This window comes from Kribbella sp. NPDC056345 (genome assembly GCF_042262745.1).
Classification (GTDB): domain Bacteria; phylum Actinomycetota; class Actinomycetes; order Propionibacteriales; family Kribbellaceae; genus Kribbella.
The window spans coordinates 65257-87040 of the sequence record NZ_JBHJQQ010000008.1 but is presented as its reverse complement, the minus strand read 5'-3'; the positions used below and the strand labels follow the sequence as shown (position 1 = coordinate 87040).

Annotated in this window: 18 protein-coding genes and 1 tRNA gene; 15 read left to right on the top strand and 4 right to left on the bottom strand. The window is 68.1% G+C overall.

Annotation, left to right across the window (positions count from 1 at the left end; translation table 11 throughout):
* Positions 1 to 42: 42 nt before the first annotated feature.
* Both ACFCV3_RS27040 and ACFCV3_RS27035 read right to left on the bottom strand, forming a co-directional pair.
* Positions 43 to 567, bottom strand: coding sequence for a hypothetical protein (locus ACFCV3_RS27040; protein ID WP_376034397.1), 525 nt, complete (start codon positions 565 to 567; stop codon positions 43 to 45).
* Between the two features lie 165 nt (positions 568 to 732).
* Positions 733 to 1698: a GNAT family N-acetyltransferase gene (locus ACFCV3_RS27035; protein ID WP_376034395.1), complete on the bottom strand. Its 966-nt coding sequence runs from the start codon at positions 1696 to 1698 to the stop codon at positions 733 to 735.
* Between the two features lie 105 nt (positions 1699 to 1803).
* Here ACFCV3_RS27035 and ACFCV3_RS27030 point away from each other — a divergent pair.
* The 5 genes from ACFCV3_RS27030 (at position 1804) to ACFCV3_RS27010 (ending at position 9533) form a co-directional block, all read left to right on the top strand.
* A tRNA-Met gene (locus ACFCV3_RS27030) sits at positions 1804 to 1877 on the top strand.
* Between the two features lie 279 nt (positions 1878 to 2156).
* Complete coding sequence (locus ACFCV3_RS27025) at positions 2157 to 5114, top strand: S8 family serine peptidase (protein ID WP_376034393.1); 2958 nt, start codon at positions 2157 to 2159, stop codon at positions 5112 to 5114.
* Positions 5115 to 5278: 164 nt separating this feature from the next.
* Positions 5279 to 5665: a hypothetical protein gene (locus ACFCV3_RS27020; RefSeq protein WP_376034391.1), complete on the top strand. Its 387-nt coding sequence runs from the start codon at positions 5279 to 5281 to the stop codon at positions 5663 to 5665.
* On the top strand, positions 5665 to 8601 hold the full coding sequence (locus ACFCV3_RS27015) for a caspase domain-containing protein (RefSeq protein ID WP_376034389.1): 2937 nt from the start codon (positions 5665 to 5667) through the stop codon (positions 8599 to 8601). Before ACFCV3_RS27020 ends, ACFCV3_RS27015 begins: the two co-directional genes overlap by 1 nt.
* Before the next feature lie 5 nt (positions 8602 to 8606).
* Positions 8607 to 9533 (top strand): hypothetical protein, encoded by a 927-nt coding sequence (locus ACFCV3_RS27010; protein ID WP_376034387.1) that lies wholly within the window; start codon positions 8607 to 8609, stop codon positions 9531 to 9533.
* On the opposite strand, the gene ACFCV3_RS27005 is transcribed toward ACFCV3_RS27010, so the two are convergent.
* Positions 9519 to 10901 carry an FAD-binding oxidoreductase gene (locus ACFCV3_RS27005; protein WP_376034385.1) on the bottom strand — a complete coding sequence of 461 codons (1383 nt, stop codon included), beginning with the start codon at positions 10899 to 10901 and terminating at the stop codon, positions 9519 to 9521. The two genes, ACFCV3_RS27010 and ACFCV3_RS27005, sit on opposite strands and share 15 nt — an antisense overlap.
* Positions 10898 to 11347 carry an acyl-CoA thioesterase gene (locus tag ACFCV3_RS27000; protein ID WP_376034383.1) on the bottom strand — a complete coding sequence of 150 codons (450 nt, stop codon included), beginning with the start codon at positions 11345 to 11347 and terminating at the stop codon, positions 10898 to 10900. The genes ACFCV3_RS27005 and ACFCV3_RS27000 overlap by 4 nt, the downstream gene beginning before the upstream one ends.
* A gap of 327 nt (positions 11348 to 11674) precedes the next feature.
* Between ACFCV3_RS27000 and ACFCV3_RS26995 the strand changes: the two genes are divergently transcribed.
* The 10 genes from ACFCV3_RS26995 to ACFCV3_RS26950 all read left to right on the top strand — a co-directional run bounded on the left by ACFCV3_RS26995 (position 11675) and on the right by ACFCV3_RS26950 (position 21733).
* Positions 11675 to 12109: a 4'-phosphopantetheinyl transferase superfamily protein gene (locus ACFCV3_RS26995; protein ID WP_376034381.1), complete on the top strand. Its 435-nt coding sequence runs from the start codon at positions 11675 to 11677 to the stop codon at positions 12107 to 12109.
* Positions 12106 to 13035, top strand: a complete 930-nt coding sequence (locus ACFCV3_RS26990) for an ACP S-malonyltransferase (protein WP_376034379.1) — start codon at positions 12106 to 12108, stop codon at positions 13033 to 13035. Before ACFCV3_RS26995 ends, ACFCV3_RS26990 begins: the two co-directional genes overlap by 4 nt.
* Entirely contained in the window at positions 13032 to 13775 is a 744-nt protein-coding gene (gene fabG, locus ACFCV3_RS26985) for a 3-oxoacyl-ACP reductase FabG (protein ID WP_376034377.1), read from the top strand. Before ACFCV3_RS26990 ends, fabG begins: the two co-directional genes overlap by 4 nt.
* A 35-nt stretch (positions 13776 to 13810) precedes the next feature.
* The gene (locus ACFCV3_RS26980; RefSeq protein WP_376034376.1) at positions 13811 to 14095 is read left to right on the top strand and encodes a phosphopantetheine-binding protein; all 285 of its coding nucleotides are present in this window, start codon (positions 13811 to 13813) and stop codon (positions 14093 to 14095) included.
* On the top strand, positions 14092 to 14586 hold the full coding sequence (gene fabZ, locus ACFCV3_RS26975; protein ID WP_376034374.1) for a 3-hydroxyacyl-ACP dehydratase FabZ: 495 nt from the start codon (positions 14092 to 14094) through the stop codon (positions 14584 to 14586). The genes ACFCV3_RS26980 and fabZ overlap by 4 nt, the downstream gene beginning before the upstream one ends.
* An 11-nt stretch (positions 14587 to 14597) precedes the next feature.
* A complete protein-coding gene (locus ACFCV3_RS26970; RefSeq protein ID WP_376034372.1) occupies positions 14598 to 15620 on the top strand; it encodes a glycine cleavage T C-terminal barrel domain-containing protein in 1023 nt (340 codons plus the stop codon).
* Between the two features lie 28 nt (positions 15621 to 15648).
* Positions 15649 to 18075 (top strand): beta-ketoacyl-[acyl-carrier-protein] synthase family protein, encoded by a 2427-nt coding sequence (locus ACFCV3_RS26965; protein WP_376034370.1) that lies wholly within the window; start codon positions 15649 to 15651, stop codon positions 18073 to 18075.
* Complete coding sequence (locus tag ACFCV3_RS26960; protein ID WP_376034368.1) at positions 18075 to 18425, top strand: holo-ACP synthase; 351 nt, start codon at positions 18075 to 18077, stop codon at positions 18423 to 18425. Before ACFCV3_RS26965 ends, ACFCV3_RS26960 begins: the two co-directional genes overlap by 1 nt.
* A complete protein-coding gene (locus ACFCV3_RS26955) occupies positions 18422 to 19183 on the top strand; it encodes an SDR family NAD(P)-dependent oxidoreductase (RefSeq protein WP_376034366.1) in 762 nt (253 codons plus the stop codon). The genes ACFCV3_RS26960 and ACFCV3_RS26955 overlap by 4 nt, the downstream gene beginning before the upstream one ends.
* A gap of 129 nt (positions 19184 to 19312) precedes the next feature.
* Positions 19313 to 21733: a LuxR C-terminal-related transcriptional regulator gene (locus tag ACFCV3_RS26950; protein ID WP_376034364.1), complete on the top strand. Its 2421-nt coding sequence runs from the start codon at positions 19313 to 19315 to the stop codon at positions 21731 to 21733.
* Positions 21734 to 21784: the final 51 nt, after the last annotated feature.

Genomic DNA, 21784 nt, shown 5'->3' with positions numbered 1-21784 from the left:
GCTGAGCGCTCGTTCGGCCGCTGAACCGTCGAGCATCGTCCCTCAGGTTTCCGGGTGGAAGCCGGTGGCGGTGTTGATGAGGTCGTCTTCGGTGAAGCGGGTGCGGTCGAGGGAGACCTCGGCGGCCAGGCCGGGGGAGACGAAGTAGAACACCTCGTCGTCGGCCGCGAGACCGTCGTACGGGCCGATCTTGACCGGGCGCAACTGCCATGCGCCGGGATCCTTCTCCTCGTATTCGGCGAGGAAGGCCTTGAGTGCTTCGAGGTCGGTGAGCTTGGCGCCGCGCAGGGTTTTGACGGTCAGGTCGACCTTGAAGGCGCCCTCCGGATCCGGTCCGGTCTCCCAGACCCGGCTGTGGAAGACGACGTCCTCCCATTCGTACTCGAAGTCGCTCGGTGTCCCGATGCCGCCGGGGAGATGCTCGATCACGAAGCCGTCCACGGTGCGTGCCCTTTGCTCGATCGACGGGGAGGACGCGGCGTACGGCGCCGAGGCTCCGGCGGCTGCCGCGGTGGTAGCCGTCCAGACACCCAAGGAGGCCAGGACGACCGCACTGCTGGTCCTCACGATACGGCTCAGGCGTGGCACGGTTCGGGAAGGACGGGACGATCGCAACATGGCTGCCTCCAAGGGGTTACCTCGGCGCCGCACTCCTTCGCGTGGCGCCTCTTGCCCAAGAAGATGCAGCGATCGTTGCCCTCCCGCACCGCCGATTTCCGAATCTGTGGACAATCAGTGCCCGATCAAGCGGTGCAGGCGATGGAAGGTCTGCCGGAAGCCGAGCGCCGGCCAGGCGCGCGACGACAACAGGTTCGTCACCCGCCAGTCGGTGACGACGGAGTCGTAGCCCATCTCGGCGGACCAGTTCAAGACCGCTTCACCCAATGCCCGCCCGGCACCCAGACCACGCGCCTCCGGCAGCACCGCGGCGAACCCCAGGAAACCCCCGTTGTCCGGCTGCGCCAGCCCGCTGTGTGTCGAGCCCTTCTCGATCGACGAACCGATCGACGACCCGATCACCTGGCCGTTGCTCTCGGCCACAAAAGTCACGTACTCCGGATCATCGAAGTCCTCTTCCCACTCGTCCAGCGCCTCCTGCAACGTCGGCAGGGTGCCGGCGGAGAAGACCGGCGACAGTCCCTGGTGCTGTGGGAGCGTGAGATCCAGTTGCGCGAGGACCGGAATGTCGTCCCGAACGGCAGGCCGCACGGTCAGCCCCGCCGGCGCAGGAATCGGGGTCTCAGGCACAGGCCGGATCGCGTGTGCCTGTTGCGAACCGAACGCCAGCCGGAACCACGCGTCGAGAAGCGCGGTGTCGTCCGGGACCAGCGTGTAGTGCGCGATCCGTCCGGCGTCGACCCACGTGGTCGCGGCCGCGCCGTACAGGTCTCTGATGTGCTCTGCCTCACGCACCGCGTGCCCGGCAGCTTCCACCCAGATGTTGGGTCCCCACACCGGAGACTTCTTCGGTGCCCCGAGCAAGTACCCGGTCACCTCCTCGCCGTCCCGCAGTACGGTGCCGGAGGCATCGGCCGAGTCCCAGACAGCCGTCACCTCAACCAGCGCACGCCGTTCTTCCTCGTAGCCGGCCGGTAACAGCGGATGCCGCTTGCGATGCTCCCGGTGCCGCTCGGCCAGTAGTGCTGCCGCCGCGGGCAGATCCGTCGCTTCGAACGGCCGGATGTCGAGTCGAGACATACCCGCGACGGTACGCCGCGCGCCTCCCCGCGGGACATGGATTTCCGGGCAGACCAATAACTGATTTGGTTGCCTGGCGCGGATCCACTAATCTAAACCCAGCGGCGCGGGGTGGAGCAGCTCGGTAGCTCGCTGGGCTCATAACCCAGAGGTCGCAGGTTCAAATCCTGCCCCCGCTACTACGGAAGGCCCTCTGACCAGGCGGTATGCCGGTCGGGGGGCCTTCGTCATGCGCGCTGGATCAGGCCTCCTGACCAGCAGATGCCAGGTACTTCGGAAGCCTCGTAGCGCAAGTCACGACGGCACCCTTTCACCCGATTTGCCATCTGGCGCAGCAGCCCGGCCGGGTGCATGGTGGATTCAGGGGGCCACCGCGATGACGCCGGGGGCACCATCGCGACCTCGCCAGACTCCGCCGTGCTCTGCGGCCGGATGCTCGTCGTCTGAAGGGGAGAGTGATGAAGCGACTCATGGGGGGATGGATCGTCGTCCTCGTTTCGTGCCTGATCGTTGCCACGGCCACCACTGGTGCGGCCGGGGCCCAGGGGGAGAGTCCGGGCGCAGCGCCCGCAGACAGCGGCAAGGCGGGCGCCAGCGACGTCTACCTGGTGCTGCTCGATGAGGCACCCGCAGGTGCATACGCAGGCGGGATTGCCGGCTACCCGGCGACGAAGCCGGCTGCCGGAAAGCGGTTCAACAAGAAGGACGCGAAGGTCCAGCGGTACGTCAACTACCTGCGCTCCCGGCACGCCCAGGTGGCGAACAGCGTCGGCGCGACGCGGGAATACGACTACGAGTACTCGCTGAACGCGTTTGCGGCGACGCTCACCAAGGCGCAGCTGGCGAAGCTGCGCACGACGCCCGGCGTGGTCTCGATCCAGCGGGACAAGCTGTCGCAGGTCAAGACCGACAACACGCCGACCTTTCTCGGACTGAACGCCGCCGGCGGTCTCTGGAGCCAGCTCGGCGGGCAGGGCAGCGCCGGGGACGGCGTGATCATCGGTGTGGTGGACACCGGCATCTGGCCGGAGCACCCGAGCTTCGCTGCCGCCGGCTACGGCCCCGTGCCGGCCGGCTGGAACGGGACGTGCCAGTCCGGCCAGCTGTGGAGCCAGCAGCACTGCACCAACAAGCTGATCGGCGCCCGCTACTTCCACAAGGGCTTCGGCCACTTCGGCGGCTCGCTGAAGGACGACTACATCTCGGCGCGCGACCACGACGGCCACGGCACGCACACCACATCGACCGCGGGCGGCAACGGAGGCGTGAACGCGTCGATCTTCGGACGCAGCTTCGGCACGGTCAGCGGGATGGCTCCCCGCGCCCGGGTCGCGGCCTACAAGGCCTGCTGGCCGGGCGGCTGCGCCACGACCGACCTCGTCAGCGCGATCGACTCGGCGGTCGGTGACGGTGTCGACGTCATCAACTACTCGATCGGCGACGACGACCCGGACTTCCTTGACGCCGATGACGTCGCCTTCCTGTTCGCGCGGCAGGCCGGTGTCTTCGTCGCGGCCTCGGCCGGCAACTCCGGACCTGGTCCCAGCACGGTCGACCACGGCGGCCCGTGGCTGACGACGGTCGGTGCGAGCACCCAGAACCGCTCCTTCGTCGGTACGGCGACGCTCGGCAGCGGCGCGACCTTCCAAGGTGCCTCCGTCACACCGGGGCTCGCGGCGACCCCGCTGGTCGACGGTGCAGCGGCGGGCAACGAGGGCTGCCTGTCCGGCCTCTCCCCGGCGGTTGTGACGGGCAAGATCGTGCTGTGCAAGGGGAGCTTCTCCCGAGCCGCACGGAGCCTGGGGGTCAAGAACGCCGGTGGCGTCGGGATGATCCTCTACACGGTGGACCAGAGCGACGCGCTGCTGAGTGACAACCACTATGTGCCGGCTGTCCACATCCGCAACTCCGACGGCCTCGCGATCAAGGCGTACATCGCGGCGACCAGTGCTCCGACGGCAGCGCTGTCGGGTGGCGCGAAGGCCTTCGGTGGCGGCAACACCATGGCGGCGTTCTCGTCCCGCGGACCGCTGGTCGACAGCGCGCGGAGCACGGGTGACCTGCTGAAGCCGGACGTCACCGCGCCCGGCGTTCAGATCCTGGCCGGCAACACCCCGACCGCGTTCGTCGGCGCGCCGGGCCAGCTGTTCCAGGCGATCGCCGGTACGTCGATGTCCAGCCCGCACGTCGCCGGCATCGGCGCACTGCTGCGGGATCGGCATCCCGGCTGGACGCCCGACATGATGCAGTCGGCGCTCATGACGAGTGCCCGGCAGGACGTCCTGAAGGAGGACGGCAGTACGCCGGCCGACCCGTTCGACTTCGGTGCGGGTCACATCGTGCCCAACAGCGCGGCGGATCCCGGTCTCGTCTACCCGGCCGGGTTCGACGACTACCGGGCGTTCCTGCGAAGCCAGGGGTTGTGCACGCTCTGCTTCGGCACCACCCCGGCGCCGGTCATCGCTGCGACCGACTTCAACGCTGCGACGATCACTGTCCGCGCGCTCGCGGGCGTCCGGACGGTGACGCGTACGGTGCGCAACGTCGGCCCGGCCGGGACCTACACGGTCTCCGTCGCCGCACCGCCAGGGGTTGACGTCGTGGTCAACCCGAGCGTGCTGACCCTCGGTCCCGGCGCCACGGCGTCGTACCAGGTCACGTTCACGTCGACCGCCGACGCTGATTTCGACGAGTACAGCTTCGGGGCGCTGACCTGGTCGGACGGCGCCGGTCACAGTGTGCGAAGCCCGCTGGTGATCCGTCCGGTCATCATCGCCGCGCCGGCCTCCGCGGCGGGCACGGGTGCGACCGGATCGCTCCAGTACGCCGTCAAGTTCGGCTACTCGGGCAGCTTCAACGTCGCGCCGCAAGGTCTCGTAGCCGCGACGACCGAGACGAGGACGATCGTCGACGACCCGGCGAACGACTTCAACGCGAATGCTCCGGACACCAACCAGGGCATCCAGGTGCACGAGTTCGCGGTGCCCAGCGGCACGCCGCTGCTGCGGGTGCAGCTGTTCGACGAGTTCACCGACGGCAACGACGACATCGACCTGTTCTTGTACCGGGTCGGCGCGGGAGGTGTGCTGACCCTCGTCGGGGCCAGCTTCACCACCACCAGCGCCGAACTCATCGACGTCGCCAAGCCCGGCGCGGGCACCTATCGCCTCTACGCGCACGGCTTCGAGACCGATGGTGCGGACGCCGTCTACACCCTGTTCCGCTGGCTCGTTCCGAGCACCGCCACAGGCAACATGACGGCGACGTCCAGTACGGCGACCGCCACCATCGGCGGCTCGGCGGACATCACGGTGTCGTGGACCGGCCTCACCCCGGCGACGAAGTATCTCGGCCGGGTCAGCTACTCCAACGGCTCCGCCGAGATCGGGGGCACGGTGGTCACAGTCAATCCGTAGCCACGACGGTTCGTAGGGCTGACCGGAACATGACTCCGGTCAGCCCGCCATATTCGTAGCGGCCCGTGCGGGTGGAGGTCTATTCTGGGTGACATATAGGTGACATCGCGTGTAGGGGAGGGGCTTCGCCGCGCGGTCGTCGCCAGTGAATCAAGGGGGCGATCGTGGGGGAGCTGCGAGTTCAGCTTGCCGAGTCAGGTGCGGATGCCGAGCGACTGGATCAACTGACCGGTTATCTTCGGCGGGAGTTGCTGGAGCTGGACGTCGAGGACGTCACAGCGCTGCCGGCGGGCGAGCCACCACCGGGGACGCGAGCCCTCGAGTTCTTGGCGATCGGCGGGCTGCTGGTCACCTTCAGCGAAGCCACTGAGGGTGTGCGCAAGGTGGTGGCTGTCATCAGGAACTGGCTGGCGCGAGGCGACGGCGTCAAACGAACTGTGCGGCTGGAGCTCGACGGCGACATCCTGGAACTGTCGGAGGTCAGTGCCCCCGAGCAGACGCGGCTGATCGAGTTGTTCGTGAGCAGGCACGCCCGCCCCGGGGACGAATAGTGGACGGCCGGCGCAGAGCTCTGATCGTCGCGAACGACGACTACGACCATGAGGGTCTCCGGCATCTGAGGTCGCCGGCCGCCGATGCCGAGGCGCTCGGTCGGGTTCTGGGCGACGGCCAGATCGGGGCCTTCGACGTACAGACGGTTCGCAACGAACCGTCGTACGTCATCCAGACGCGGATCGAGGACTTGCTGGCGGAGAGTCAGCCGGACGACGTGCTGTTGCTGCACTTCTCGTGCCACGGCCTGAAGAGCGAGTCGGGCGAACTCTTCTTCGCCGCCCGGAACACCCGGCCGAACCGGCTCAGCTCTACTGCGATCCCGGCGGATTTCGTCCGGCGGTGTATGCAGGCGAGCCGGTCGCGCAGCGTCGTACTGCTCCTGGACTGCTGCTACGGCGGGGCGTTCGGCAAGGGGGTCGCGGTCCGGTCGTCCGGAGATGCCAACGTCCTGGACAGCTTCCCGGGTAATCGGGTCGGTGGCGGCCGGGGGCGGGCGGTCATCACCGCGTCGAACTCGATCGAGTACGCGTTCGAAGGTGACGAACTGGCCGACGACCACAGCAGCCGTCCGTCGGTGTTCACGACCGCATTGGTGGAGGGGCTGGCCACCGGTGACGCCGACCGGGACGAGGACGGTTGGGTCTCGTTGAACGAACTGTACGACTACGTCTTCGACCGGGTGCGTGCGCAGACCCCGCACCAGACGCCCAGCCGGGACGTGGAGATGCAGGGGGAGTTGTACCTGGCCAGAAGCCGCCGACGGCGGATCAAGCCACAGCCCATTCCGGCGGATCTGCAGGCCGCGATGACCGATGTCAACATGTTCTCGCGTCTGGGCGCGGTCAGTGAGCTGCGGTCGCGGCTACTCGGCGACAATCTCCCAGCCGCAGTCGGGGCGCACGAGGCGCTGGTGGAGATCGCGCGGACGGACATCCAGTACGTCGCCGGCCCCGCGCAAGCGGCCATCCAGGAAGCGACCTTGCGTCCCAGCGAAACGGAACTGCGGTTCGAGCAGGTCCGTCCAGGCGCGGAACCGCCGCACCTCGTCCTCAGCCTGCTCGGCCCGCCGGTCGCGAGGATCTGTACGCCGCACGCCTCGGACGACTGGATCCACGTCGAAGAGATACCCGACGGCCTCGACATCTCCGTCGACACCGGGGGCACCCGGACCGGAACCCTCAATCTCAAAGGCCCGACCGGCGAAGTCGACCTCCCGGTCACCGTGACCGTCCTCGCGGCCGAGGAGCCATCCGTACCGGAGGATGTGCCGGTCGCGGAGGCACCGGCCGAGGCTGTCGCGCCTCCGGGCGACGTCGAGACCGATCCCCCGGACGAACCACTCCAGCCGGTCCCGGTACACGAGGCCCCTCCGGCGGCCGTCGAGCCGGCAGCCAATGCCGAGACAGCGCCTACAACTGCCAAGCCCGCTTCACCTCCAGCGCCTACCGAGCCGGTCGCCGCGCAGCCGAGTGTCGGACGTGGGATCGGCTCGATCCTGTGGGCGCTGATTCCCCTTCTGTCGTTGGGCTTGCTGGCCTTCGTGCCCTTCATTCACGCCGCCGTGCGCTTGAGGAACAACGCCCTCTGGCTGGCCGCGGCAGGCTACGTCGCGCTCCTTGTCGCCTTCCTCTCGCTGAACATCTCGGTGATCCTGATCCTGTTGATCGGCGCCGCCACCATCCACGCCTTTGTGCTCCGGGAGCGTGTCTTCGCGGTGACGGTGGCAGCACCGGTCCGCGTACCTGCTGCCGCGGCCGCCGATCACCCGGTCCCGGTACCGCATTTCCGGGTTGTTGCCCTGGGCATCGCAGGGTCGGGGAAAACGGTCTATCTGTCGAGCATGTTCCACACCGTGAATGTGCCGACGGCGACTCGCTCGTACTTCCTGGAGACCGCGGCCGCGCAGCGGATCTATCTCAGCAAAGTGTTCGACGAGGTGAGCGACACGACCGAGCCGTGGCCGCGGGGCACGCGCACGGGCGAGACCCGGGAGCTCGTCTTCGACTGCATGTCGTTCCACCAGGGCACCAAGCATCAGCTGTTCACGATCAGCTATCTCGACTACGCGGGCGAACTGCTGGAGTCGCAGCAGGCGCCGGGTTCGACCGGCCTCAGCGATCTGGAGGCGCGGATCCGGAACGCCCACGGACTGCTCGGAATGCTGGACGGCTATCGCGTCCTGCAGTTTCTCCGTGGCGAGCCCGCCGGGCTGCGGTACTTCCGCAGCTCGATCCAGCCGATGACCGGGATGATGGCCGGCGCGACCTGCCCGATCCACTTCGTCCTGACCAAGTGGGACCTGATCCGCGGATTCGGTGAGCCGGCCGATGCGGATGACAACCTCCGGCTCAGCCTCGTCCGCGAAGCCCTGCTGCGGACCGCTCAGCTGCAGGCGCTCGTCGAGACGCACAGCTGGGAGGGCCGGATCATCCGGTTGATCCCGGTCAGCGCGGTCGGTCCGGACTTCGCCCAGATGGACACCGACGGCCGGGTCCGGAAACTCCCGAACGGTGAGATCCACCCGGCCAACGTCGAGGTGCCACTCACCGCCATCCTTCCGGATCTCTTCCGGCAAGTGGAGCAATCCCTCGATCCGGCCGTCCGCCGGCAGCTGGCCGCGGACGCCAGATCCCGGGTGGAGTCACGGTTCTCGATGACGTCATTCCTGAATCGTCCAGCTGGTGCGGCGCTCGGCCGGAGGCTCCAGGACGTCGTCGGCGGATCGGCCGGGCGTGAGGTGATCGGTATGTTTCTCGACTGGATGGCAGGCGTGCCGACGGAGGAAGCGAGGGCCACCGGCGAGCAGCGACGCGACGCCCGGCGCCAGCTTGTGACCGTCGGAGCGGCCCGTGCGCGCGTGCTGGGCGAGTTCGCCGCGGAGTTGCACCAGCTCGAGGAACGGTTGCCTGCTTCGCGACTCGGTGGACGGTGACCAAGGTGCCGGATTCACCGCCGCACGGCTGGGCCTTCCTGGTCGCCCGTGGCCGTCAGCTGGGGTACCAGGCGCTGCTGGTTCCGGACTTCCTTGCCGAGAGCAACGAGTACGGCGTCCTCGACCGGGCCGCCGGTGGTGAGTCGGCCGTGGAGATCACCCCGGTCCACGGGCTGGCCGCGGGTGACGTCGTACTCGTGTATCGAAGCGAACGGCTCGGGGACGGTGACCTCGGGTGGTTGTCCGGGCCGGTGACCGACCAGTTCGGCCGGCCGCTGGAGTTGCTCTACGGGTTCGTACTCGCCGGAGGCGGGGTCAGCGAGGTGGACGACGCCGACCTCGCCACCGCACGGGCGGAGGTGATCGCGACCTACCGGCGCTTCCTGGCCGCCGAATCGGCGTTCGAGCGGGAGATCTCCAAGCCGTTCGTCCTGCGGTCGGTCCCCGAGCCGGCGCTCTCGACGGCCCCTGCTCACATCGTCGATCCGGGAGCAGGCGCGCGTGAACCGGTGGTCGCCGCCGCCAGTCCGTCCCCGATCGCCCGCCGGCTCCTTGTCGTGGTGGCCGTGATAGCCATCGCGTTGTCGGTAGCCGTCTGGTCGCTGCTTCTCCGCGGGCGTGGCGGACCGGTGACCGACGTCGAGCTGGTCGAACTCGAGTCGACAACAGTCGACTGCAGTCAGCCGGTCACCGTGCAGGCCAGGATCACGACGGACGCCGCCGCAACCGTCACATACCACTGGGAGTCGAAGCCGGCGGGGGACTCGAGGCCGGCGACCGGCGACTTCGCATCCGCCGGCACTCAGACCGTCCAGACCGACTTCCAGCCCGACGCGGAGGCCGGTGAGGAGTTCACCTTCACTCAGAAACTGGTGGTTGACGAACCGAACTCCGTCGACGATTCCCGCGAGTACAAACTAACTTGCCGGTGAGATGTTGTGGTTGAAGCGGAAGGTGTTGTTCGGGTCGTACTGCGCCTTGACCTTCGCGAGGCGGGCCAGCCGGTCCTCGTTCCAGAAGGCGCTGACTCGGTCTACGTCCTCCTCGTCGGTGACGAGGTTGAGGTAGCTGTCTCCAGAGCCGACTGCGCGTAGGTCCGCGCCTACCTGTTTGGCCCAGGTCTGGCAGCGGTCGGTGTCGGTGGGGTCTGTCCACTGGGCCATGACGTGGATCAGCCAGCTGTCCTCCCGGTGGCTGAACGCGGTGGCGTCCGGCTCGACCCTCGTCACGGCGCAGTCGAACGGGATCACCTGCATGATCGAGTGGTCGGTCGGCAGGGTGGCGCCGTACGAGGCCAGGGTTTCGATCTGTTTGGTGCCCAGTTCGGGGAGGTATTCGCCGGTCCAGTAGTGCAGGTTGCCGTTCGGGTTCAGCGGGTCGAGCAGTTGCTGCACCGCGACGTACGGCATCGGGTAGATGAAGTCGAGCACCGGTGAGCCGAACTCCTGGACCGGCCGCACCACCTCGGGGTCGAGGTCGGTGCCGAAGTACCGCAGAAAGATCCCGATCAGTCGTCGGCCGCGGTGCTCCTCTGGGATGACGTCGAGCGGTGGGGCGAACTGGATGACCGCATCCGCGCTCAGCTCCTCGGGGGTGTCCACGATGAAGTCCCGCAGGAAGGCCAGCACCTCGGGTGCCTGTTCGACCGGCCAGGCAACCATGCCCGCGAGGATGGTCGGGCCGACCGGATGGCAGCGGAACTCGAACGAGGTCACCACGCCGAAGTTGCCGCCGCCGCCACGCAACGCCCAGAACAGCTCCGGGTGGCTGTCGGCGCTGGCGGTGACGACCGTGCCGTCGGCGGTGACCACGTCGGCGGATAGCAGGTTGTCGCAGGTCAGGCCGTAGCGACGCTGCAGCATCCCCATGCCACCCGTCAGCGCCAGCCCCCCGATGCCGGTCATCGAAACCTGGCCGCTGGGTGTCGCCAGACCGAACAGCTGCGTGTTGGCATCCAGGTCAGCCAGAGTGGCGCCACCCGAGACCCGCACGGTCCGCGCCACCGGATCGACGCGGACGTCGCGCATGCCGGACAGGTCGACCAGTAGACCGTCGTCGCAGGTCCCGTGGCCGGCGACGCTGTGGCCGCCGCCGCGGATGGCGACCGGAAGATCGTGCGCCACCGCGAAGCGCACCGAGTGCACCACGTCGGCGACGCCGCGGCAGTGTGCGATCACGGCGGGCCGGCGATCGATCATGCCGTTGTAGACGTGCCGGGCGTGCTCGTAGCCGGGATCACCCGGGATGACGATTTCACCGCGCAATTGCGCGGCCAGTTGATCGGTCGGGAGCTCATTCATAACGAAGCCTTCCTATTTTCGAGAAATGCCTCGAATTTCTCGTGCCAGGACGCCGGGCCGGTCAGGCGAAGTCCTTTCTGCGGGTCCACCAGTGCGTGTTGTGACTTCGCCTCGGCGATCAGTTGCCCACCGGTTTTGCGGTAGATCTCGTAATGACAGTCCAGGCGGATGGTGAGCGGCGCGGTCCAGGTCCGGATCAGCAGGTCGTCGAGGTAGTGGGCGGGTGTGTGGAATCGGATGTGGAATTCGGTGGTGGTGACCAGGTAGTCCCGGTAGTCGACGCCGGCGGCCAGGGCGAACGCCTCGCGGCCCAGGTCGCACCAGGTCATGTAGTTGCCGTAGTAGGCATGGCGCTGCAAGTCGCACTCGGACCAGCGCACCCGGACACTCGTCTCCACGAATGCCTGGCGCATGATCCGGGGCGCAGTCTCGACCCAGCGCGGCATAGGCCGTTTCCTTCCGCTCGATTGTGAGAAAATGAAAGAAGTTCCATAAATCTCGTGTGGTGCGACTCTCAACAATTTGCCGGCCGTGGCGGCTGCGCCAAGATTGGTGTCCGGGTTGTCGGGGTGTCAAGCAATCGAACCCGCCATGGCTGATCCCTGCTATCTCCTGGCGGGCATTTTCCAGCTGACAGGAATCAGCCATAGGTGTATTCCTTGACAGTGCGCCGAAGCGATTCCTAGCATTCCATCCTGTCCCGCGCCAGCAACTGCTCGGAAGGTAAATAGCCGAGCCCCGCCCCCCGATCTAGCGCGTGTTGGGAGCAATTCATGATTTCTGCCATCGATGCCTGCCGGGTGCCCGCAGGCCGGTTGCGCGGTGCCGGTGTCGACCTGCTGGACCAGCAACGGTTCGCGCTGGCCGCACGGCGTACCGGTCCGGCGTGGTTGCGACGAATTTTCGACACCACCGAATGGGACGCCGAGCAACTGCCTGGTACGGCGGAGCTGACGCGTCTGGCCCGTCTGTTCGGGATCAAGGAGTGCGTGGTCAAGGTGGTCGGCGGTCTGCCGGCCGGCGCGTGCTACCGCGACATCATCGTCGGCAGGGCCGATATCGATGGCGTCCGGCCCATCGGCCTCCGGGGAGAGCTGGCCAACGACCGGGTCGTTCTGACCGGCGGCGTCCTGCCCGCCGGCGATGCGCTCGGTCCCGAACTCGCCCTGTGCTGGGCGGTCGCCACCGAAGCCGAGGTGGCGCGATGATCGCCACGGCGTTCGTCTTTCCCGGTCAGGGCAGTCAGCGGCCCGGGATGGGCCGCGAGCTCGCCCGCTGCGGCGTCGAAGCGCGCGAGCTGATCGTCCAGGCAGAGCAGCTGACCGGAGTCGCCATCGGCGAGCTGATGACCCGGGCGGACGAGCGGACACTGGCCGATCCCGAGGCCGCTCAGCTCACGATCTTCGTCTGGTCCAGCGTGCTGGCAGCCGAGCTCGCCGCTGCCGGTTGCCGGCCGGTTGCGGTCGCCGGGCACAGCCTGGGCGAGTACGCCGCACTTGTCGCGGCGGGCTGCCTCAGCTGGGAAGCTGCGCTGGCAATCGTGGCCCGGCGAGGGCGAGCGATGGCAGATGCCGCACGCTGTCAGCCAGGCGCGATGGCCGCCATCGCAGGGCTGTCGGATGACCAGGTGACCGATCTGTGCGCGCGGTTCTCCGTCGGCGGCGGCATCGTGGTCATGGCGAACCTGAACGCACCCCGGCAGGTGGTTGTGTCGGGGACAACCGATGAGGTCTGCGGGTTGATCGAGGCCGCCCAGTCGGCTGGCGCCCTGCGGGTGAAGCGGCTGCCGGTCGGTGGCGCCTACCACTCACCGCTGATGTCCGAGGCCGAGCGTGAGCTTGCGCCGCTACTGGCGGCGGCTGACCTGCGAGCACCGCGGGTGCCCTTCGTCTCCAGCCTGACCGGTGGTGTGGTCCATGACATCGAGAAGTACCGGAAGCTCCTCGGCGGGCAGATCACCCGGCCGGTGCGCTGGACCGACACCGTCGCGTCACTGACCCGGAGCGGCCCGCGCACGTTCGTCGAGGTCGGCCCCGGCCGGGTGCTGACCGGGTTGGGACGCAACATGATCCGGACCGCCAGGCATCTGACCGGCTGCGAAGCACTGGGTGCGCTGGCGGTGAGCCAGTCATGAGCCTGTCCGGACAGGTGGTCCTGGTGACCGGCGCTACCAAGGGCATCGGTCTCGGCGTCGCCATGGACCTGGCCGCCGCCGGCAGCCGGGTGCTACTGAACTATCGGCGCGACATAGAGCAGGCCAAGCAAGCACTCGATCAGGTCCGCGAGCTGCAGCCGGACGCGGAGCTGGTCCAGGCCGACGTCGCCGAGCCCACCGACGTGGACCGGATGTTCCGGCGGATCCGCGCCGACCACGGCAGGCTGGACGGCCTGGTCAGCAACGCCGGCATCGCGAGTGACGGCTACGCGCTGATGATGGGCGAGCAGAAATGGCGGTCCGTCCTCGACACGAACCTCACCGGGTCGTTCCTGGTCTGCCGTGCGGCAGCGCGGTTGATGGCAGTACGGCGTACTGGCGCGATCGTCGCGGTCGCCTCCACCAGCGGCCTGGCCGCGCCTGCCGGACAGGTGAACTATGCCGCTTCCAAGGCAGGTGTGCTGGCCATGGTCCGGGTGCTGGCAAAGGAACTCGGCAGCTACGGCATCCGGGTCAACGCGGTGGTTCCAGGCTTCGTCGACACCGCGATGACGCGCTCGATGCCGAAGGACCAGCTGAGCGCCTTCATGGAACGAGTGCCACTCGGCCGCATCGGTACGCCGGCGGACGTGGCGCCGGTGGTCCGGTTCCTGCTCGGTGCCGAGTCGGCCTATGTGACCGGAGCCTCTGTCGTCATCGACGGCGGCTTGACCTGCTGAACGCCCCACCCAACAACGCGACAGGAGTGGCCCACATGGTGGCAACGCTGGAAGAGACGAAGACAGCCGCAAAGGCTCGGCAGGTCCTGTGCGGTGAGGTCAAACACCTGCTGGTGGACCGGCTCGGCCTCTCGGTGGATCCGGAGCTGATCGGCGACGACCAGCCGCTGTTCGGCAGAGGACTCGAGCTCGACTCCATCGACACCCTCGAACTGGCGATGGCCGTGGAGGAGAAGTTCGGTGTGATGATCACCGACGACGACACCGAGAGCCTGCTCTCGCTCAACCGTCTCGTCGACTACGTGGCAGGCAATCGGTGACCGCGGCACCGTCCGTGCGACCGGGAGGGCTGTCGGCCGACGAGATCGCACGGTTGCTCCCGCACCGGTACCCGTTCTTCCTGCTGGACCGGGTCACCTCGGTCGAGCCCGGCGTACGGGCGGAGGCGATCAAGAACGTCACCGCCTCCGACGCGGTGCTGGCCGGCCACTTTCCCGGCCGGATGCTGTACCCCGGTGTACTGCTCGTCGAATGTGTCGCACAGCTCGCCGCAGTGATCTACGGCAGCGCGGCGGCGACCCAGGCCACCGGCGACCTGGTGGCCGACGTCGCGGAGCGGGTCGGGTACCTCGCCGAGATCAAGCAGGCCAAGTTCCTGCGCACGGTGGTGCCCGGCGACCAGCTGCTCATCCGGGCCCAGACCGGTCCCAGGATGGGCAGCCTCATGTCGGTGACCGGCCAGGCGTCTGTCGGCCGTGACGTGGTGATGACGACCCGGCTCGTCGTGACCGAACGAAGTGACAGCGAATGAAGGGGAGAACCATGCAGAGCGTCTACTCCGACACCGTGGCCGAATACGAAGTGCTGCGCAGTGCGTGCGGGCTGATCGACTACACCGGCCTCGGTCTGCTCCGGATCGCCGGTAGCGGGGCCTCGGCCTTCCTCAGTCAGGTGTCGACCCGCAGCGTCGATTTCCTGCTCGAGGGGCAGATCTCCTCGGCGCTGCTGCTGAACTCGGACGGTTCAGTGCTGGCCGAGGTGTTGATCCACTGCCACGGCACCGACTACCTGATCGAGATCTGGCCGGCCCAGGCAGCCGCCGCGACCGAGTACCTGGTTGCCGCTGGCAACACCGGTGCGCACGACGTGACCGTGCAGGATGTCGCTGACGAGTACTGCGTCTTCGGCATCGAGGGCCCACAGGCGCCTGCCATCGCGCAGAAGTTCCTGCCGTTCCCGATCACCTCACTCTCGTACGCCGGCTTCGTCACGGCGCCCTGGCGCGACGAACTGGAGCTCCTGGTGAGCCGCACCGGAGTCACCGGCGAATACGGCTACAAACTGCACGTACCGGTTGCTGCAGGCAACGAGTTGCGCGAGCATCTGGTCGATCTCGGTGCGCGGCAGGTCGGTCTGGCAGCCGTGAACGTCTGCCGGATGGAGATGCGGTTCGCGAACCTGGAACAGGAAGCGGCCGGCGTGACGCCGTTCGAGGTCGGCCTGCAGTGGATGGTCGACTTCGGTCACGACTTCATCGGTAAGGATGCTCTTGTCGCGCACTGGGAGGCCGGTCCGCCGCGCCGCCCGGTCTGCTGGATCGCCTCCGATCGGTTGCAGGCGATCCCGGACCCTGGCAGCTGGCTGGTGGTGGAGGACGAATCGGTGGGTGCCGTCGCCCACGCGGTGTACTCACCCCGGCTCGGCCGGGTGATCGGCACGGCCCGGGTCGACGCCGATGTGGCGGCGGCCGGTCTCAAGCTCACCCTTGAGCAGCTCACCCGGCCGATCCGGACCACTGCAGCACCGTTCCTGGTCGCCACCAGCTTCGGCGTACCGCTCGAATGACCGCAACCCGCCCGCGTGAGGAGAGCACATGAACGCCACAGGTGTAGCCATTACCGGCATTGGGATGACCTGCGCGCTGGGGACCGGGGCTGAGTCGGTCTGGGCCGGCGTACGCGACGCGGCGAGCGGAATCGGCCGGACCCAGCGGCTGGACACCTCGCCGCTGAGCTGCCAGTACTCCGGCGAGGTCGCGGAGGTCCCGGTCCCACCGGTCAAGGGCCGGGGCCGGACCGATCGTGCGATCCGCCTGGCGTTGAGTACCGCGGCCGAGGCGATCGAGGACGCCAAGCTGGACATCGCGGCGTTCGATCCGTACCGGGTCGGGATCGCGATGGGTACGTCGGTCGGCGGCCTCGACGCCGGTGAGCAGTACCACTGGCAACTGCTCCGGGACGGCGTCGCCGGCGCCTCGAAGTCGCACCTGCTGGTGTATCCGCTGTACACGTCGACCGATGCGGTCAGCGCGGCCTTCGGACTGAAGGGTCCGAAGGTGGTGATCTCCAACGCCTGTGCGGCCGGCGCGAACTCGATCGGCTGGGCGTTGGACGCGATCCGGGAAGGCCGGGCCGATGTGATGCTGGCCGGTGGCGTGGACGTGCTCGACATGCTCTCGCTGGCTGGGTTCGACAGTCTGAAGGCGCTCGACGATCAGCCGTGCGCGCCGTACTCACGCAGCAGCGGTCTCAACATCGGGGAGGGCGCCGCCTTCCTGGTGCTCGAGTCCGCGCAGGTGGCTCAAGCACGTGGTGCGCGGGTGCTGGGTTACGTACTGGGCTATGCGCTGAGCAGTGACGCGCACCATGCGACTGCTCCGGATCCAGTGGGCGGCGGAGCGTTGCGATCGATGCGACGCGCGCTGGAGCAGGCCGGGTACACCCCGGCGGACGTCGACTACGTGAACGGCCACGGCACCGGCACCCCGGCGAACGACAGCTCCGAGCCCAAGGCAGTGACCGCGCTGTTCGGTGGCGAGAAGGTGCCGCCGATGAGCAGCACCAAGTCGCAGGTCGGCCACACGCTCGGCGCCGCGGGGGCAGTGGAGGCTGCGGTCTGTGCACTGGCAATGCGCGAACAGATCCTGCCGCCCACAGTGAACGTCGACACCTCGGCCGACAGCCCGCCGTACGACATCGTGGCGAACGCATCGCGTCCGGCCGACATCGGTGTGGTGGTCTCGAACTCGTTCGCGTTCGGTGGGAACAACTGCTCGCTGGTACTCGGCCGGACCCTCAAGTCAGGACCGCAGCGGCCGGACCGCCGGGTGGTGATCACCGGTGCCGGCGTCGTTTCTTCGGTAGGTCTGGGACGTGAGGGCCTGATCACCGGTCTGCGGACAGGCACGGTCGGGATCGCTCCGGCGACCCGGATCGACACCAGCCAGTCCGCAAACCGGCTAGCGGCGGAGATCTCCGACCAGGGCTACCGGCGCTGGATCAATCCCGCGTACGCCCGTCGGCTCGACCAGCTCGGCGCGCTGGTGCTGGCTGCGACGCGGGACGCCTTCTCCGACGCGGCGTACCAAATCACCCGGCAGAACGCGACCGAGGTCGGGATGGTGTTCGGCACGTGCACCGGCCCGCTGGAAACGGTGGCGCAGCTGACCGAGACGATCGGTACGGAGGGGCCGCACCGGGTCAACCCACGGCTGTTCCCGAACTCGGTCATGAATGCGGCGCCCGGTCACGCGTGCCTTTCGCTGCAGATCAAGGGTCCGCTGTCCACACTGGCCATCGGATGCGCCTCTGGCGTTGCTGGTCTCGGCTATGCGTCAGACCTGATCCGGCGAGGTGAGGCCGAGGTGATGGCCGCGGTGAGCGCAGACGAGCTGACCGGGCTGCTCCACCTCGGCTACGACCACCTCGGCATCCTCGCCTCGGATGCCGTGCGTCCCTACGACCGCGAATCCAGCGGCTGCGCAATCGGTGCCGGCTCGGTCGCTCTGGTACTCGAGTCGTTGGAGCACGCGCAACAGCGCGGGGCGACGATCCTCGCCGAGGTCCGCGGGCACGCCAGTACCGGGGACGCCTATCGGGTGGCGGGTAACGACGCATCCGGGGAAGCCTGGGCGCGGTGTCACCGCAACGCGCTGGACGCCGCGGGACTGACGCCGTCCGATGTCGGAGTCGTGTACGGCGACGCCCGGGGAACCGCCGCGATCGACCTGGCGGAGTCCCGGGCCGTGGCTGCCGTGTTCCCGGCCGGTTCGACTCGACTGGCGAACCTCTCCGGCCAGGTGGGTCACATCCACGCCACTACTGCGTTGATGTCAGTACTCGCCGCGGCTGAGAGTGTGAGCACCAGCTGGGTCCCACCGATCGTGGGACTGCGAGACCCGTTGCCGGGGCTGGAGCCGTATGTCAGCTCGGACCACGATCCCGCCGGACGTGCCGCACTGGTCACGGCGGCCAACTGGGGCGGTACGTACGCATCCGTCGTATTGACGCCGTGGCAATGATGTCAGCTGTCTATGTCCTCCAGGTACCCACCGATGCTTATGCGTGGCATCAATTCCTGAGCCCCGCAGAGCTGGCCTACTGCGCAGGGTTCGCCCGCGCCGGCGAGCACCTGGCCGCGCGGGTGGCAGCGAAGCACGCAGTCGCCGAAGCACTGCAATGGCCCGGGCCGGTGCCCTGGCAGGGCATCGAGATTCTCCGTACGCCGCCCTCGGCGCCGGTGGTATCGCTGGCCGGTGCGATCGAGCGGTGGTGTCGGCAAGCGAAACTCGTGGTGCCGCGGGTGTCGCTCAGCCATGCCGCCGGGTACGCCGTAGCGCTGGCCTGGCTGCCAGACGAGGCCCCAGCGTGACGGCGGGCGCAGGGCTGGCCGGCCGCAGCGCTCTGGTCACCGGTGCGGCCAGCGGCATCGGCCGTGCGGTGGCTGCGGGTTTGGCCGCGGCTGGAGCCGGAGTGGTGCTTGCTGACGTCGACGGTGGTCGGTGCGAGGCGGCAGCCGCGGAGATCGAGGCGGCCGGGCTCCCCGGCCGGGTCGTGGCAGCCAAGGCAGACGTCACCGACCCCGGCGAGTGGTCGATGCTCACCAGGACTGCCCGTCGGTGTTTCGGCTATCCCACGCTGCTGGTGAACAACGCCGGTGTCCTCGGGAGTCATGGCCTCGCCGGTGTCACAGCTGACGAATGGGATCGGGTCGTCGATGTCAGCCAGCGCGGTACCTGGCTCGGAATGCAGACCGTCGTACCGTGCATGCACCTGGCCGGGGGCGGCTCGATCGTCAACGTGTCCTCGGTGTTCGGTCTGGTCGGCTCCGGCGCTGCGTTCGCGTATCACGGGGCCAAGGGCGCTGTGGCCGCGATGACCCGCGCCGCGGCTGTCGAGCTCGCGGCCGCGGGGATCCGGGTGAACGCCGTCTCACCCGGCCTGGTCGAAACACCGATGACGGTGGACCTGCCGGCGCAGTTCGTGGCCGACTTCGTGGCGGCGACGCCGATGCGCCGGATGGCGGTACCGCGGGAGGTCGCTGCTGCTGTGCTGTTCCTGCTGTCCGACGACGCCTCGTTCGTCACTGGTACAGACCTGTTGGTCGACGGCGGCTACGCGGCGAAATGACCTAAAACGGCCTGCTGGAGAGGGGGTTGTCCACTTCGTCAACACACCGAGCGTGGGGTTAGCCTCACCGAGTGTGATGAAACGGTCGTTGGAGTTTCCCGGCACGGGGGTTCGGACTAGGAGGCACCGGTGGCCAGGCAACGTGACATAGCAGGCTTGGGACTACCAGGCGACCCGCAGACCGTCGGCCGTGGTTCCTCGGAGCGGATCGGCCCGGCGGCTGCCGCCTGGGCGGCCGGTGTGCACCCGGCCAACCAGCTGGTCGGCCGTGACGACGACCGCGCCGCACTGCGGCAGATCGTCCAGGGCGCGGCGCAGCTGGTGACCCTGACCGGGCCGGGCGGTACCGGCAAGACCCGGCTGGCTCAGGCGGTGGTCGGCGATGTGCGGGCCGGCTTCCGGGACGGCGCCTGGCCTGTCGAGCTCGCATCACTGTCCGAGGCGAGCCAAGTCACCGGTGCGGTCACGGCTGCCTGCCGGGCCGTGTTCGGCAGTAGCTCCAACCTCCATGACGGCTTGCGGGATCGTGAACTGCTGTTGGTGCTCGACAACTGCGAGCACGTGGCGGATGGTGTTGCCGATCTGCTGGCCAGCCTGCTGTCGCACTGCCGCGGTCTGCGGGTGCTGACCACGAGTCGTCAGCCGCTGCAGATCTACGGTGAGCGGCTGTACCCGGTCCGGCCGCTGCCACTGGTGCACTCCTTGCGCGCCCCGCTGGCGGAGATTGCGGCGATCCCCTCAATCGCACTCTTCGTGCAGCGAGCCCGGGCCGTCGCACCGGACTTCGCCCTGACTGACGACAACGTGGGCGACGTGGTGGAGATCTGTCGACTCGTCGACGGACTGCCACTGGCCATCGAACTCGCTGCCACGAAGCTCCGGCTGTTCGGTCCACCTGCTCTGCTGGCCAGACTGCATGACGGAATCGACATCCTGCGCCTCGAACTGACCGACGTACCGCGTCGCCAGCAGTCCATGCGGGCAGCGATCCTCTGGGGCTACCAGTTGCTGACCGAGGAGGAGCGCCACCTACTGATCAGGCTGGGCGTCTTTGCGGGCGAGTTCACCGCGGCGGCCGCGGCGGACGTCGTACAGGTGACTCAGGCTCGCGGCGACGAGTTGCTGGAAGCTCTGCTGGACAAGGGGATGCTGACCTCGTCGGTCGGTGCTGATGGTGAGCCGCGGTTCGATCAGTTGCACACAACCAGGGCGTTCTGCGTCGAGCGGCTCCGGGGCGCCGATGACGAGCAAGAGGTGCGCGACCGGCATGCGGAATACGTCCTGCGGCTGGTCGCCGATGCGGGACGGGATCTCTATGGCGGACGACTCGCTGCGTATGTTCGCCGGCTGACGGCAGACCTGGGCGACGCCAGAGCGGCGTACCAGCATCTGCGTGTCCGCGGTGACGCCGCTGCTGCACTCGCGCTGGCGACAGGGATCTGGCGGTTCATGTTCAGCCAGGGCCACTGGAGTGAAGGCCTGCAGATGCTGGAGGAGACGCTGGGGGACGGCTCGGTCTCCACGGATGGCAGGCTCAACGCTGACGCGTTCCACGCGGCCGGCGTACTGGCGACTGCGCTCGGGAGGTACGGCTGCGCCGAGGACTACCAGCGTCGTGCGATTGCGGCCTTCCACGACCTCGGCGAGGTTGCCGGCGAGGCAGCAGCCTTGAACTGCCAGGGGAACCTTGCCCGGCTCCGCGGCGATCTGCAGGCGGCCAGGAGGTTGTGCGAGCAGAGCCTGTCGCTGTGGCGCGCAGTAGAGGCTCCGAGGGCAGCAGCTCTGGTGCTCATCGACCTGGCCATGATTTCGATGCGCCGTGGCGATGTCTCGGCGATCGATGACGCGATCAGCTTCGCGTTACCGCTGCTGGAGGAAGACGGCGACGACTGGAACGCCCTCTGCGTCCGTGCGCTGGCCGGACTGATGGCCTTCCGGCGCGGTGACCAGCAGAAGGCCGAACAGATCTGCTGGTCCGTGGCGTCGGAGGCGGTCGAGATGGAGACCCATCCAGGGACGCCGTTCGCCCTGGAGTCGCTGGCCCTGGTGCTCGCCGGCCATCGCAGTCCGACGACAGATCTGTCGGCCGTTCGCTTGATCGCGGCCGCCGGCTCGATCCGGGCCGAGACGCACAGCTACGCGTGCGCGGAGATCCTGACGTACGTCGACCGCGCGCTGCAGCACCTGCGGCAACGACTGGGAACAGTTGCCTTCGACAACGCCTGCATCGCGGGCAAGACGCTCCCACTGCCGACCTTGCTGGACGAGGACGCCGGATTGGTCGAACAACCCGCCTGGACCGAAGCAGCCACACGGACAGACTCGAACCGCACTCCGGCCGATGTGTTCCACGGTACGTCGCTCACCGCGCGCGAACGGGAGGTCGTCGTACTGGTCGCGAACGGACTGACCAACCGGCAGATCGCGAACCGGCTGAACATCGCCGAGTGGACGGCAACGAACCACGTACGGCACGTGATGCGCAAACTCGGGATGCCGTCGCGCGTCCACGTCGCCCAGTGGGTCACCCAGCGCTACCTGGCGCAGTGAACCCCCGATTTGGTTGCGCACCGGCCATCCCCTAGACTTACGAACGTAAGA